This is a genomic window from Streptomyces sp. NPDC056222, assembly GCF_042264065.1.
GTDB lineage: Bacteria > Actinomycetota > Actinomycetes > Streptomycetales > Streptomycetaceae > Streptomyces.
The window spans coordinates 1-13,918 of the sequence record NZ_JBHJTL010000084.1 but is presented as its reverse complement, the minus strand read 5'-3'; the positions used below and the strand labels follow the sequence as shown (position 1 = coordinate 13,918).

The following is a 13,918-nucleotide window of genomic DNA, read 5'->3' as shown; positions in this document are numbered from 1 at the left end:
GCCCGCCCCCGGCCGGTCCTGTTCGGCCGCGGATGAGGGAGCGGGTAAGGGATCTCCGTACGGCCCGTCGTGTGAGCGGCGGGCCGTCGGTCCGTGCGACGGAGTGGATGATCATTGTCGTCGCCCGTAGGGTCAGGGCATGGTCGACGAGCAGGCGGGGCGGGGCAGCGGGCGAGGTCCTGGGCGGCCCCGGGAGGAGCGGGTCACGCGCGCGGTGCTGGACGCCGTGGTCGCGCTGGTGGCCGAGCAGGGCATGGGCGCGGTCACGATGGACGCCGTGGCCGCCCGGGCCGGTGTCAGCAAGCCCTCGATGTACCGGCGTTGGCCGACCAAGCAGGACCTTGTCCTCGCCGCCGCCGAGTCGCGGGTCGGTCCGTTGTCCGTTCCGGACATGGGGGACTTCCGTGCCGAGCTGCGGGCCGTGCTCATAGCGCGTCTGGAGGCGTACCGCACGCCGGGGGTCGACCGGCTGCTGGCCGGTGTGATCGCCACCGCGGCCGATGCGGGCGCCGAGCGCGGCGCGTACGGGGAGTACACCGCACGGGTCGCGGGGGAGACGCGGAACATCATCGAGCGGGGGATCGTACGTGGCGACGTCCGGCCCGGGATCGACGTGGACGCGGCGGTGACGCTGGTCGCCGCCTCTCTGGTGTTCCGGATGGTCGCCGAACAGCGCATGCCCGACGAGCGGTTGGTGGACTCGGTGGTCGAGCTCATCGGCCGCGCCGTCGGCGCCGCTTCCTGACGGGACTTCCCCGGCGTTCACCCCGCGGGTTCCGCGGGTGCGAAATTCGTTACCACCAGTTTTGAATTTGACGGCCGCAACCCCTTGCCGACGGCGTCGCCACATATCAATACTGCCGGTATCGAATCTTCGAGCCGTTCGGAGGGAACATGGACGCCACCGTCGCCGCCCCCAAGCCCGTACTCGACAAGCCCCTGATGCACTACGGGACACGTGTGCTCGACCGCATGTCGCCCGGCACCCCGGAGACCCGGTACGAGATCCTCGACATCACCCCGCTCACTCCGCACTTCGGTGCCGTACTCGGCGGCGTCGACCTCACCCGGGGGATCGGCGAGGCTCTCGCCGAGGAGCTGCGGCAGGCGCTGCTGGAGTGGAAGGTGATCTTCTTCCGCGGCCAGACCGGCTTCGCGGCCGAGCACCAGCTCGCACTGGCCGGCGTCTGGGGTCCGCCGGAGCCCAACCCGTTCTTCCCCGGGACCGAGCACGCCGGGGTCTCCCGGCTCGCCAAGGACGCCACGTCCCAGGGGAACAAGAACATCTGGCACAGCGACCACTCCTTCATGGTCAACCCGGCCCTCGGCTCGGTGCTCCGCGCCGTCGAGGTCCCGGCCGCCGGTGGAGACACGATGTGGGCGGACATGGGCGCCGCTTACGACAACCTCTCGGAGGAGCTCAAGGAGCGGATCGAGAACCTCACCGCGGTCCACGACTGGGAGCCCAGCTGGGGCGCTCTGATGAACGACGAGCAGAAGGCGGCCTTCCGTAAGAACTGGCCGCAGGTCGAGCACCCGGTCGTCGTACGCCACCCGCGCAGCGGCCGCAAGACGCTCTACGTCAACGAGCCCTTCACCACCCGCATCGTCGGCCTGTCGGACGCCGAGAGCCGTGAGCTGGTGGACGAGCTGGTGCTGCAGGCCCGCATCCCCGAGTACCAGGTCCGCTTCCACTGGGAGGCCGACTCGATCGCCATCTGGGACAACATCGCCACCCAGCACTACGCGATCAACGACTACTACCCGCGGCGCCGGGTGATGGAGCGCATCGCGATCCAGGGCGTCCCTCTCTCCTGATCGCGCGCCTTCCCGGTCCGGGGCCGGCCGCCGGCCCCGGAACCTCGATCCCCGCCGTCCCCTCCTCACCCTCCCGCCCTCCCCGCCCGGCAACGACGCCGGCCGCACCCCCTCCGGAGGATCCGTGACCGCCGCTGACACCACGTCGAGGCAGCTCGGCGATCCGACGTCGGCATACCGCGGTACCAGGTCCCGTGCCTGGACCGTCACCGGTCTGCTCGTCGTGTTCATGATGATCAACTTCGCGGACAAGTCCGTGCTGGGACTCGCGGCCGATGAGATCCGCGCCGATCTGGACCTCAGCGCCACCCAGTTCGGCCTCGCCAACAGCGCGTTCTTCCTGCTCTTCTCGGTCGCCGCGGTCGTGGTCGGCATGTACGCCGACAAGGTGCGGCCCACCACGGTGATCCTGATCATGGCGCTGCTCTGGTCGGTGGCCCAGGTGCCGCCCGCCATCGGCGGCGGGCTCGCCGTGCTGATCGGCTCCCGCGTCGTGCTCGGTGCCGCCGAGGGCCCAGCGTTCCCGGTCGCCCAGCACGCCACGTTCAGCTGGTTCCCCGATCACCGGCGCAACCTGCCCGGTGCCCTGGTCACCCTCGGCGTCACCCTCGGTGTGATCACCGCGGCCCCCGGGCTCACCTGGATCATCGATCACCACCACTGGCGCACCGCCCTGTGGGTACTCGCCGCCATCGGACTGGTCTGGGCGGTGGCCTGGTACTTCCTCGGCGGGACCGGAACGCACGGGAGCGCTGACGCACCGGCCCGCGCAGCAGCCGGGACCGACCCCTCCGAAGCCGCCGACGAGCCGGTCCCCTACCGACGTATCTTCGCCACCCCCACCTGGATCGCCGTCACCGCCGCGTACTTCACCTGCTACTGGGCCCTGGCGCTGATGCTGGTCTGGCTTCCCTCCTACCTGCACAACGGACTCGGCTACTCCTCCGCCGAAGCCGGCCGCCTCGTGGTGCTCCCGTGGACGATGGGCGGCGTCGTCCTGCTGACGCAGGCAGGTGTCACGGGATGGCTGATGCGGCGCGGGGTCAGCACCAAGTGGGCGCGCGGCGGCGTCGGAGGTGCGGCACTCGGTCTCGGCGCGCTTGCCTGCCTCGGCGTCCCCCTGGTGGACGGCACCGGCGCCAAGACCGCGCTGCTGGCCATCGGGTTCGGCCTGGCCGGTTCGTACGCGGCAGTCGCGGCCACCACCGTCTCCGAACTCGCTCCGGCCGCCCGCGCCAGTGGGGCCCTCGGCGTGACGAACGCCGTGGTCACCACGGCGGGGCTGGCCGCCCCCGCCATCGTCGGATTCATGGTCGACAAGCAGGGCACGGACGGCTACCAGAACGCCGTGATCATCACCGGCGCGATGCTGCTCGTCGGTGGGCTGCTCTCCGCCACCCTCGTCGACCCGTCGCGCGACCGGGCGCGGCTGCGCGCCTGATCCGTCGCCCCGGGACGCAGACGCAGGAAGCGCGACCGACTCGACGGCGACGCGCGGCGACGAGCCGCCACGTGCCCACATCGTCCGGCCACCTCCGGCCCCCGACCAGGAGTTGAACCCCATGACCTCCGTCTCCGCCCTCGACACCACGCAACTGGACCGCGCCGTCGCCGATCTGCGCGCAGGCGCCGAGAAATGGACGGCCACGCCGATCGCCGAGCGGATGTCGCTGCTCGAACGCATGTTGCCGCGGATCGCCGCGCGCGCCGCGGGAATGGTCGCGGACGCCGCCGTCGCCAAGGGCTTCGCCCCCGACTCCCCGTGGGCCGCGGAGGACTGGATCGGTGCCCCCTGGGCCCTCGCCCAGGGAGTGAGCGCCCAACTGCACGTACTGCGCCGGATCTCCGCGGGCAGGTCCCCCGTCGACCCGGGCGCCGTGCACGAGCGCGACGGGCGCGCCGTCGTGGACGTCTTCCCCGCCACCGGCTGGGACGCGCTGCTGCAGAACGGGACCACGGCTCAGGTGTGGACCAAACCCGGTACGACGGCGCGGCAGGTCCTCGACCGGGCCGCCGGGGAGTACCGGGGACGCACCGGCCGCCCCGCCGTCGCGCTGGTGCTCGGCGCCGGCAACGTCGCGGCCATCACCCCGCTCGACATCCTGCACAAGCTCTACGCCGAGGGGCAGACCGTCATCGCCAAGATGAATCCGGTCAACGACTACCTCCGCCCACACTTCGCGCATGTGTTCGGCGAGTTCGTCGACCAGGGCTGGGTCCGCTTCGTCGACGGAGGTGCCGACGTCGGCGGATACCTCGCCGCGCACGACCACATCGACGCCATCCATGTCACCGGCAGCGAGCGCACCCACGACGCGATCGTGTGGGGCACGGACGAGCAGGCCGCCGAGCGCCGCCGCACCGACACCCCCCTGAACGGCAAGCCCTTCAGCAGCGAACTCGGCGGTGTCACACCGTGCATCGTGGCGCCGGGCGACTGGAGCGCCGCCGACTTCCGGTACCAGGCCGAACACATCGTCACCAGCAAGATGAACAACTCGGGCCACAACTGCGTCGCGAGCCAGATTCTGATCCTGCCCCGGGACTGGGAGGGCAGCGACCGGCTGCTCGGCGAGATCCGCCGGGTACTGCGCGAACTGCCGCCGCGCGCCGACTACTACCCGGGCGCGGGCGACCGGCTGGACGCGGTGCTGGCCGCCCATCCGCAGGCGGAGGTGCTCGGTGACGGGACGTCCCGGGTCCTCGTCCCCGACCTCACCGTCGAGGACGACGTCCTGCTCTCCGACGAGGTCTTCGGCAGCGCCCTCGGCGTGGTCCGGCTGCCGGGCGCGACCGCGGACGCGTTCCTCCGCGAGGCCGTGGACTTCGCCAACGACAAACTGCCCGGCACCCTGGGCGCCACGCTCATCGTCCATCCGAGGACCGAGCGCGCCCACCGCGCCGCCGTGGACTCCGCCGTCGAGGGGCTGCGTTACGGCACCGTCGGGGTCAACGCCTGGTGCGCGATCGGCTTCCTGCTGGGGTACACACCCTGGGGCGCGTACCCCGGCCACACCCGGCAGGACATCGGCAGCGGCATCGGCTTCGTGCACAACGCGTATCTGCTGGAGGACATCGAGAAGACGGTGCTCCGCTCGCCGTTCGCGCCCGCCCCTCGCGGCCTGTTCAGCGGCTCGCCCTCACTGGCGCCCCGTCCGCCGTACTTCCTGACCAACCGCACCGCCCTGACGACCCTCGAGCGGCTGACCCGCTTCACCGCGGCGCCCTCCGCCGCCAAGCTCCCCGGCCTCTTCGCCTCCGCCCTGCGCGGCTGACCCCGCCGCGACCCGCCCCTGACCACCCCCCCCGGACCCGAAAGCCGTCACCATGAACCTTGCCGACACCCTGCACCGCACCGCCACCGAACACGGCCTCCGTACCGCCGTCGAGCTGAGCGGCAGCTCCCTCACCTACGCTGAACTCGACACGGCATCCGGCCGAGTCGCCGCGCTGCTCACCGGCCGTGGCGTCGACCCCGGCGACCGCGTGGGAGTGATGCTGCCCAACGGCCTCGACTTCCCCGTCCTGTACTACGGCATCCTGCGCGCCGGTGCCGTCGTCGTCCCCATGAACCCGCTGTTGAAGCCCCGGGAGATCGCCCACTACCTGCGGGACTCCGGCGCGGTGCTGCTGTTCGCCCACGAGATGTGCGCCGCCGAGGCGGAGTCGGGCGCCGAGGGCACCGCGGCGACCGTGCTCCCGCTCTCCGCGAGCACGCTCACCGAACTGCTCGCCGAGCATCCGGAGCCGGCCGCCCCACAGCCTCGTGCGGAAGACGACACCGCCGTACTGCTCTACACCTCCGGCACCACAGGCTCCCCCAAGGGCGCCGAACTCACCCACGCCAACCTGTCGCGCAACGCCGACATCTGCGCGCGCTCGCTGTTCCGCCTCACCCCCGAGGACGTGATCCTGGGCTGCCTGCCGCTGTTCCACGCATTCGGCCAGACCTGTGCGATGAACGCCGCCGTCGCGGCGGGCGCCCGGCTCACCCTGATGGCCCGCTTCGACCCCGCCGAAGCGCTCCGGACCGTCCACGACCGGGGCGTCACCGTCTTCGCCGGGGTGCCCACCATGTACGCCGCGCTGCTCACGGCCCGCACCGCGCAGCCCGTGGCGTACGACACCGCCACCCTGCGCATGTGCGTGTCCGGCGGCGCGTCCCTGCCCGTGGAAGTGCTGCACGGGTTCGAGAAGGCCTTCGACGCGGCGGTGCTGGAAGGCTTCGGAATGTCCGAGACCTCACCCGTCGCCTGCTTCAACCACCTCGACCGCCCGCGCAAGGCAGGCTCGGTGGGCACCCCCATCGAAGGCGTCGAGCTGCGCCTCATCGACGTGCACGACGGTGTCGGGGAGTTGTGCGTGCGCGGCCACAACATCATGAAGGGCTACCTCGGACGTCCGGAGGCCACCGCCGAGGCACTCCGGGACGGCTGGCTGCGCACCGGCGACCTCGCCCGCGTCGACGAGGACGGCTACTACTACATCGTCGACCGCAAGAAGGACCTCATCATCCGCGGCGGCTTCAACGTCTACCCGCGCGAGGTGGAGGAGGTGCTGTACGAACACCCCGCCGTAGCCGAGGCGGCGGTCGTCGGCCTGCCCCATCCGACCCTCGGCGAGGAGGTCGCAGCCGCCGTCGCGCCGCGCCCCGGATCGGACGTGACCGCCGACGAACTGAGGGAGTTCGTACGCGAGCGGGTGGCACCGTACAAGTACCCGCGAGAGATCAGGCTGGTGGAGGCGCTGCCGAAGGGCGCCACCGGCAAGATCCTCAAGCGGGAGATCGACTTCGGCGACGCGTGACGGATGCACCGCCCGGGCGCGGAGCACCACGACGTCGTCCGACGGACGCGGCCTCCGCCCGGCCGCCCACCGCTGAGCGCGTCGCCGGGCGGTGAGCATCTCGGGGGCGATACCCAAGGGGAGAACCACGGGATTCGCTCGGCCCTGGGCCCTCGCCGACGCTGCCCCTGAGGTCGCCTCACGCGACCGACCGCCGTCGCCCCCGGCCACCCGCCGTGGGCGACGCCGGTCCGGGCCACGCGCCGTGGGCGACGCCGGTCCGGGCACGAACCCTCCGTCCGGCGGCAGCACGGGAAGGACGGGCCGCTCAGGCCGCCGCCGGACGGCCGGCAGCGGGTTCCACCGTCACCGCAGCGGCGCCTTCACCGGATCGCTGATCGAGGCTTCCGGGCCCGCGGGCGACCTCCTGGGGCCCGCCCCGCTCCTGGCGGCTGCCGCGTGCAGCGCCCGCAGAGCGACCAGGAGTACGCCGATGTCGTCCAGGTAGACCGGGTCCGGGATCAGGTCGACCGGCGAGATCGTGTACACCACCGCCACCCAGAAGAGGGCCTTGGGCTGCAACGGGACATCGGCGTCCACCAGCAGCTTGCGAGCCTGGAAGACACGTACGAGCAGAACGGCCGCGAATCCCGCCACCACGAGCACGAGAACGACGGCCACGATGAGCCAGAGGGCGCTGTCCATGCTGTTCTCCTACCCCGAAACGTCCCGCCCGCGCCGATCGTCCGCGGAGGTTCCAAGGCTACGGCGCCCGGCCCGATCGGCGGCTTCATCCTTGGCCCTTGCCGGCGGGCTCTCTGCCCGCCGCACGGGCGACTCCGGCGTGCATCGGGTTTGACCGTACGAGAAGCGGCAAGCCGAACCGACGGGTGCCCAGCAAGCAGTGACGAACAGCCAGGCAGGAGTCACCATCCAGGAAGGCAGCCATGTCGACCCTGACCGCAGTTCTCATCCTCGCGGCGACGGTCGCCGCGCTACTGGCGGCCGGTGTCCTGCTCCGGGCCCGCATGGGCACGGGCAGCGACACGCGCTCCCTCAAGCGGCGCTTCGGCCCCGAGTACGACCGCACCCTCGAACGGCACGGCGGCGACGGCGAGTCCGCCCACCACGACCTGCGCGAGCGGGTCGAGCGGCACGGCGGCATCCGCCCCCTGCCGCTGGAGCCGGCGATCCGTGAGCACTACGCCGCTCAATGGACCATGCTCCAGGAGCGTTTCGTCGACGTGCCGCGGCAGGCCGTCGCCGACGCCGACGAACTCCTCACGCGGATCGCGGCGACCCGGGGCTTCCCGGATCCCGATCGGCGCGAGGAGCAGCTCGCCGCCCTGTCGGTGCACCATCCGCACCATGTGGAGGGCCTGCGCGCGGTACGCCGCGCGGTGCACTCCGAGTCCGCCTCAACCGAGGAGTTGCGGGAGGCGCTGGTTGACGCGCGTGCCCTGTTCGAGGACCTGACGGCGGCCGGGGGCCCGACCGGTACCGAGGCCGCCCGGACACGCCCGGCGTCCGGGCGCAGCCGCGGGCATCTCCTCAAGCCGAAGGGAAGTGGAGCGTGATGGCACACGAGAACCGGGACCGGCGGACAGCAGGCGGGGCCGACGGAGACGCGCGGCGCGAATCCGCGCCTCCGGGGCCCCCGGGAGCGGCGGGCGGTGCCGGCGGACAGGCGCCCGTCGGAAGCGGGGGAGTTCCTGCCGCGAGCGTGCCCGCCCAGCGCACCGGCCATCTCGCGACGCCACCCACCGCACCGCCGGCCAACGCGTACCCGCCGCCCACCCCGCCTCCCGCGATGCCACAGACGCCACCGTCCGCCGTCCCGTCCGAGGACCCCAGTGCCACGGGCCGGAGCGGCGGGAGCGACACGAACGCTCCCGCCGCGCCCCCCGCCGCGCCGCGCGGAAGGGACACGACGGACCGGTCGGGCGGCGACCGCAGTCCGGGCCGAGGCGACCGTGATGGGCACGACGTCAGCGGTGTGGGCGACCCTGCGTCCCGTACGGGACACGAACCCGCCGCCGACGGCGACGGAGGCCCAGCAGGACAGCTGCTCGGCGACGGCGAACGCGACCGTCTCGGACAGCGCCTGCACCACGCGCTCGCAGGATTCGTCGACTCGCCCCACGACTCGGTCGCCGAGGCGGCCGAGGTCCTTGCCGCGGCGGAGCAACAACTCATCGCCTCCCTGAGGGACCGCCGCGCCGCGTTGCGGGCGGGCTGGCAGGAGAACGGCGATCCGGATGGGCAGGGCCCCGACACCGAGCAGCTCCGGCTCACCCTTCGGACCTACCGTGAGGTGACGGAACGACTGCTCCGGGCGTGACCCGGCACCACCCACCGCAGAGCACAGAAGCCCCCTGCCTCATGGGGGCTTCTGCCATGCCGGGCCGCGGAGCCCGCGTCGGGAAGCATGCGCCCCGGGAGTGCCAACCAGCCCCAGAACAAGGTCAGTTGAGAGTGACGAACCGCTCGCGGGGCACCAGCAACACATGCGAGAAGACGCAGAAGACAAGCTTCCGAGCAGTACGCCGACACGCGAAAGGACCCCGCGCAGGTGGCCTGCTGTCGCCGTCGTACTCGTCGTGCTGTCCCTGGTTCTCTACCTCCTGGGGCGGTTCGTCCATGTGCCAGGACTGGCCGACGTGTTCGGTGTCGACACGCAGGACCGTTCCGGTCCGGCGGTGTTGAAGTCCATCCAGGACATGCACCGGTACGAGGGCGCCGCCGGCAACTACCAGGTGGTGGTCGACCTGGAGAAGGACGCCCGGCTGCTGCCCGACTCGATCCGCGGGACTCGTACGCTCTTCGTCGCGAGCGGCAGCGTGGCCGCGTACGTCGACTTCGGCAGCATCGGCCAGGGCAGCGTGACCGTCGACGAGAAGCGCACCACTGCCACTCTCCGCCTGCCGCATGCGCGGCTCGCCGAGCCGGCCGTGGACCCCAAGCGCTCCTACACCGTCTCGAAGCAGCGCGGCCTGGTCGACCGGCTGGGCGACCTTTTCTCCGACAACCCGGCCGACGAGCGTGCCGTCCACATCCTCGCCGCCGACCGCATCGGTGACGCCGCCAAGGAGAGCGACCTGACGCAGCGTGCCGAGAAGAACACCACGTCGATGCTCCGAGGCCTGCTCCGCGCCCTCGGCTTCGAACAGGTCACCGTGACGTACGCGTCGTAGCAGGTTCCTCCCCTTCATCGGGGGTACCCGCAACCTTTCTGACGAACTGCGGAGTTGGGGGACATGACGTCACGTATCGGATGGTGCCGAGTCACGACCGAGCGGCAGCAGAAGCCGAAGCGGAACCAGAAGCCGAAGCCGAAGACCCTACGGGCGGGGCCCGGGCCCTGGATCCGCGTCGGGGTCACTGTGCTGGCCCTCGCCGCGATGGTGGCCTTCGGCGTCGTCCTCGCCCGGCTGACCCTCCAGCCATCGCCGGCCTCGGAGGCGCTCACCCACGTCAACCTCCGGCCGGGGAACTCGATCCGCGCCTACCTCGGGCAGCCCGCCTTCCGGGACACCGTCAAGCAGCTCGGCGGCAACGTTCTTCTGGGCGTGCCGTTCGGCCTGCTGCTGCCGGTCGTGTCCCCCCGTAGCCGCGGGTTCGTACGGATCGCCCTGCTGACGGTGGCGACGATGCTCCTGGTCGAACTGATCCAGGGGGCCCTGATCACAGGGCGCGCCTTCGACATCGACGACGTGCTGCTCAACACTGCGGGCGCCCTGCTCGGCTACGCCCTGGTCGGCCGCCGCCTGGGCAGAGCGGTGTATCCGCGGCAGCGGCGCCGATGGTGGTCGCCGCGCCGCACCTGACCGAGGGCGGGGCCGGCAATGCCGCTCCTGCCGCGCTCACGCGGTCACGGGGCACCGCGTCGCGTACGTGTGCGAAAGTGACCCGGTGACCACTCCCGAGAAGACCGACCACCGCCTCCTCTTCGGCTGCATGGGCCTCGGGGGAGGCTGGGACGCGGAGCCCCACACGGCCGCCGACGTCGACGCCGCGGAGACCGCTGTCGAGGCGGCACTGGACAGCGGCATCACCGCGTTCGACCATGCCGACATCTACCGGCACGGCAAGTCGGAGGCGGTCTTCGGCGAGGTACTGGCCCGCTCGGCCGGACTGCGTGAGCGGATCACCCTGCAGACCAAGTGCGGCATCCGCCTGGCCGAAGGGGACCGGCCCGGCATGTACGACCTGCGCGGCGCCTCCATCGTCCGCAGGGTCGAGGAGAGCCTGGAGCGACTGCGCACCGACGTCCTCGACGTCCTGCTTCTGCACCGCCCCGACCCGCTGGCCGACCCCGCCGACATCGGCGATGCCCTGACCTCGCTGCACCGGCAGGGGCTCGTCCGCCGATTCGGTGTCTCGAACATGAACTCCGCGCAGATCGCCCGGCTCCAGGCCCATATGGACCTGCCGCTCGTGGCCAACCAGCTGGAGATGAGCCTGCACCGGCGCGCCTGGCTGGAGGACGGCATCCTCGTCAACACTCCGGAGTCCGCGGCCAACGGGTTCCCCGCCGGTACCGTCGAGCACTGCCAGACGCACGGCATCGGGCTCCAGGCGTGGGGGGCGCTTGCCCAGGGGCGCTACACCGGCGCAAAGGGCAGCCCGCAGGAGACGGCCACGGCCGCGCTGGTGGCCTCGCTCGCCGAGGCCAAGGGCACCACGCCGGAGACGATCGTGCTCTGGTGGCTGCGGCGCCACCCGGCCCGTATCGCCCCCGTCATCGGTACGTCGAACCCGGAGCGCATCCGCGCGTGCCGGGACGCCGCGATGGGGGAGCCCGATCTGAGCCACGACGAGTGGTACGCCCTGTGGGTCTCCGCCCGCGGCGCCGCGCTGCCGTAGCGGCGACGAGCCTGTCCGACGGGCCGCGGGGAAGGTGACGTCCGCAGATGGATCGGCTCACGACGGTACTCACCGCCGGGATTCGGACCGCCGACACCGGTTCGTTCCGGGGTCGTGCCCGGCAGCTCCCGCCGTGCGGCACCCAGGCCGGGCCGCATAGAGGTCGGCCGCAAGCGCACGAGGACGGGTAGCACGCCCGTACGCACCGAACCTCCATCGGTCGCGTTCGTCTTTTCTGTCGGCCGCACCCGTACTTGTCGGGTGCGGGCGGTGTGGGACGGCCGCGCGGGGGAAATCCGACGGACAGGGCGGGAAGGACGACCGGCACACGTGGGAGGACGGGCGATGAGTGAGGTGATCACCAGGAGAAGCGCGGTGCGTCGGCCGTCGCTGTCGGCGAGCGTGTCCTTCGAAGACGCCGACATGGGGGACGGAATGATCGCGTCGGCCCGCGACTTCGCAGCCGACTTCCTCACCGCCGCGCCGGCCGCCGGAGGCGATCGGGTGCCCCAGGAGCGCGTCGATCTGGCGCGCCTCGTGGTCAGCGAACTGGTGACCAACGCGGTGCGGCACGCGCCGGGCCCGTGTCGGGTGCTTCTCGAATGGTTCGAGGACGTGCTGGACATCTCGGTGGCCGACCGGCTCGACGCCGCCCCTGTCGCCCGGCCCCGGGACCCTCAGCGCGTCGGAAAGCACGGTCTCGAGATCGTGGTGGCGGTCTGCGAGAGCGTGAGCGTGGAGCCGCAGCCGTTCGGCAAGCGCGTCCGGGCCCGCCTTTCCCTGGCGTGATTCGCCTCGGCGAGGCGAACTGGCCCCAGGCCATGTCTTCAAAATGAGCTCGGCTTGTGGATCACGGGTCGGTGACAGGTCGCCGTGAGCCATCCGATGTCGCCCTCGCATCACTCCTGATGTGGGTGTGACATCCGACGACAACCCCTGGAAGGGTGGCTCCAAGGAGTACCCGTTCTCGCCCAGAGGGACGGGCTCCGGGAAGACCGCCGAAGTTCCTCGCCTGCCAGACGAGTTCATCCAAGTGCATGGACCGGAGTGTAGAAGCACCCACTGACACTCGCTGCCGAGCGGTGCCCGACCGGTCGGCTCGACCGGCGGCGGAGCAGCAGTCTCCCTCGGCTCACCCCTGGTAAGAACGCAGCCTTCGACGGCACCTCGTCGGGGATTCCTCATCCCGCTGAGCACTTCCTGACATGCCCTGCGGAAGTGGGGGTAGGCGAAACGCTCACGGGGCAACCGTTGCCAACGGACGAGAGAAGGTCATCAGAGTGCCGACTGAGGTGACGACGGAGACGAGGGCTGCTGTCGAGACGGGTACGGAGGATCTTCCCGTACTCGAATCACCCCGCAAGGTCGCTCCGAAGGACGCGCGCGAGCTGTCGAAGGTGTTCTTCGACAAGCTGGCGACATTGGAGGAGGGCACCCATGAGTACCAGTACGCGCGCAACACGCTCATCGAGATGAACATGTCGCTCGTCCGCTACGCGGCCGGCCGGTTCCGGGGTGCGCGCGGCGACGAGATGGAGGACATCGTCCAGGTCGGCACCATCGGCCTGATCAAGGCCATCGACCGGTTCGACCTCTCCCGGGAGGTGGAGTTCACCAGCTTCGCCATCCCCTACATCGTCGGTGAGATCAAGCGCTTCTTCCGTGACACCTCCTGGGCGGTCCATGTGCCGCGCCGGTTGCAGGAAGCCCGGCTGGAGCTGGCAAAGGCGACCGAGGAGTTGAGCTCCCGGTGCGGACGCGCACCGACCGTGGCGGAGCTGGCGAGCCTCATGAACCTCTCCGAGGAGGAGGTGATCGAGGCGCGGATTGCCTCCAACGGCTACAACTCCGCGTCGCTCGACGCTGCCGGCGGCTCTGACGGCGAAGACGACACCACCGCGCTCGCCGAGTTCATCGGAGCGGAGGACCCGGCGCTCGAGCTCTTCGAGGACTTCCACACGCTCGCGCCGCTGCTCGTCGAACTCGACGACCGCAGCCGCCGGATCCTGCACTTGCGTTTCGTCGAAGAGCTGACGCAGTCGGAGATCGGCAGCGAGCTCGGCATCTCCCAGATGCACGTCTCCCGGCTGCTCTCCCGCAATCTGGAACACCTGCGCAAGGGCATGCTCGTCCAGTCGTAGGCACGGATCGACCCGGACGGGACGCCCTCGGCGGAACGGCCTCACAAACCCCCTTCTGGTGAGGCCGTTCCGTTCTGCGACGAGAAGCGGAGCCGGGGGAGAAGCCGGTGCAGGTCAGGGGCGACAGCAGGCCCGGAGGTCGTTCCGCCGGCCGGGCGTGTCAGCGCGGGCCTTTCGCCCGGTGAGCTGGCCCGCGCCGAGCACCGTCAGCACGGCCGACGGTTCGCCTCGGTGGCGGTGGCGGTGGCGGCGTGACGACGCGACGGACGGCGGGCGGCGGCGGGGGCACCTGGCTCGGTGCCCCCGCC

13 protein-coding genes are annotated in these 13,918 nt (G+C 71.3%); 12 read left to right on the top strand and 1 reads right to left on the bottom strand.

Annotation, left to right across the window (positions count from 1 at the left end):
- The first annotated feature begins 139 nt into the window (after positions 1–139).
- From ACFC0D_RS29810 to ACFC0D_RS29790, 5 genes are all read left to right on the top strand, one after another.
- Positions 140–745, top strand: a complete 606-nt coding sequence (locus ACFC0D_RS29810; protein ID WP_376442451.1) for a TetR/AcrR family transcriptional regulator — start codon at positions 140–142, stop codon at positions 743–745.
- A 149-nt stretch (positions 746–894) separates the two neighbouring features.
- On the top strand, positions 895–1,818 hold the full coding sequence (locus tag ACFC0D_RS29805; protein ID WP_376442448.1) for a TauD/TfdA dioxygenase family protein: 924 nt from the start codon (positions 895–897) through the stop codon (positions 1,816–1,818).
- A gap of 124 nt (positions 1,819–1,942) precedes the next feature.
- Positions 1,943–3,259, top strand: coding sequence for an MFS transporter (locus ACFC0D_RS29800; RefSeq protein WP_376442446.1), 1,317 nt, complete (start codon positions 1,943–1,945; stop codon positions 3,257–3,259).
- Between the two features lie 121 nt (positions 3,260–3,380).
- The gene (locus ACFC0D_RS29795; protein WP_376442444.1) at positions 3,381–5,093 is read left to right on the top strand and encodes an aldehyde dehydrogenase family protein; all 1,713 of its coding nucleotides are present in this window, start codon (positions 3,381–3,383) and stop codon (positions 5,091–5,093) included.
- A gap of 52 nt (positions 5,094–5,145) precedes the next feature.
- Positions 5,146–6,624: a long-chain fatty acid--CoA ligase gene (locus tag ACFC0D_RS29790; protein WP_376442441.1), complete on the top strand. Its 1,479-nt coding sequence runs from the start codon at positions 5,146–5,148 to the stop codon at positions 6,622–6,624.
- Between the two features lie 345 nt (positions 6,625–6,969).
- Here the strand turns inward: ACFC0D_RS29790 and ACFC0D_RS29785 are convergent, their stop codons facing one another.
- Positions 6,970–7,308, bottom strand: coding sequence for a YkvA family protein (locus ACFC0D_RS29785; protein ID WP_376442438.1), 339 nt, complete (start codon positions 7,306–7,308; stop codon positions 6,970–6,972).
- Positions 7,309–7,550: 242 nt separating this feature from the next.
- Between ACFC0D_RS29785 and ACFC0D_RS29780 the strand changes: the two genes are divergently transcribed.
- From ACFC0D_RS29780 to ACFC0D_RS29750, 7 genes are all read left to right on the top strand, one after another.
- Entirely contained in the window at positions 7,551–8,180 is a 630-nt protein-coding gene (locus tag ACFC0D_RS29780; protein WP_376442435.1) for a hypothetical protein, read from the top strand.
- 419 nt (positions 8,181–8,599) lie between these two features.
- Positions 8,600–8,944 (top strand): hypothetical protein, encoded by a 345-nt coding sequence (locus ACFC0D_RS29775; RefSeq protein ID WP_376442433.1) that lies wholly within the window; start codon positions 8,600–8,602, stop codon positions 8,942–8,944.
- Positions 8,945–9,110: 166 nt separating this feature from the next.
- Positions 9,111–9,797 (top strand): DUF4230 domain-containing protein, encoded by a 687-nt coding sequence (locus ACFC0D_RS29770; protein ID WP_376442430.1) that lies wholly within the window; start codon positions 9,111–9,113, stop codon positions 9,795–9,797.
- Between the two features lie 63 nt (positions 9,798–9,860).
- Positions 9,861–10,430, top strand: coding sequence for a VanZ family protein (locus ACFC0D_RS29765; RefSeq protein WP_376442427.1), 570 nt, complete (start codon positions 9,861–9,863; stop codon positions 10,428–10,430).
- An 85-nt stretch (positions 10,431–10,515) separates the two neighbouring features.
- Positions 10,516–11,469: an aldo/keto reductase family oxidoreductase gene (locus ACFC0D_RS29760; RefSeq protein ID WP_376442424.1), complete on the top strand. Its 954-nt coding sequence runs from the start codon at positions 10,516–10,518 to the stop codon at positions 11,467–11,469.
- 345 nt (positions 11,470–11,814) lie between these two features.
- The gene (locus tag ACFC0D_RS29755) at positions 11,815–12,258 is read left to right on the top strand and encodes an ATP-binding protein (protein WP_376442421.1); all 444 of its coding nucleotides are present in this window, start codon (positions 11,815–11,817) and stop codon (positions 12,256–12,258) included.
- Positions 12,259–12,749: 491 nt separating this feature from the next.
- The gene (locus tag ACFC0D_RS29750) at positions 12,750–13,610 is read left to right on the top strand and encodes an RNA polymerase sigma factor SigF (protein WP_376442418.1); all 861 of its coding nucleotides are present in this window, start codon (positions 12,750–12,752) and stop codon (positions 13,608–13,610) included.
- The last annotated feature ends 308 nt before the right edge of the window (positions 13,611–13,918 follow it).

Bases quoted from the DNA above. Each gene is read 5' to 3' on its own strand.
- ACFC0D_RS29810 (WP_376442451.1), top strand. From the start codon at position 140: ATGGTCGACGAGCAGGCGGGGCGGGGCAGCGGGCGAGGTCCTGGGCGG.
- ACFC0D_RS29805 (WP_376442448.1), top strand. From the start codon at position 895: ATGGACGCCACCGTCGCCGCCCCCAAGCCCGTACTCGACAAGCCCCTG.
- ACFC0D_RS29795 (WP_376442444.1), top strand. From the start codon at position 3,381: ATGACCTCCGTCTCCGCCCTCGACACCACGCAACTGGACCGCGCCGTC.
- ACFC0D_RS29790 (WP_376442441.1), top strand. From the start codon at position 5,146: ATGAACCTTGCCGACACCCTGCACCGCACCGCCACCGAACACGGCCTC.
- ACFC0D_RS29785 (WP_376442438.1), bottom strand. From the start codon at position 7,308: ATGGACAGCGCCCTCTGGCTCATCGTGGCCGTCGTTCTCGTGCTCGTG.
- ACFC0D_RS29780 (WP_376442435.1), top strand. From the start codon at position 7,551: ATGTCGACCCTGACCGCAGTTCTCATCCTCGCGGCGACGGTCGCCGCG.
- ACFC0D_RS29770 (WP_376442430.1), top strand. From the start codon at position 9,111: ATGCGAGAAGACGCAGAAGACAAGCTTCCGAGCAGTACGCCGACACGC.
- ACFC0D_RS29765 (WP_376442427.1), top strand. From the start codon at position 9,861: ATGACGTCACGTATCGGATGGTGCCGAGTCACGACCGAGCGGCAGCAG.
- ACFC0D_RS29755 (WP_376442421.1), top strand. From the start codon at position 11,815: ATGAGTGAGGTGATCACCAGGAGAAGCGCGGTGCGTCGGCCGTCGCTG.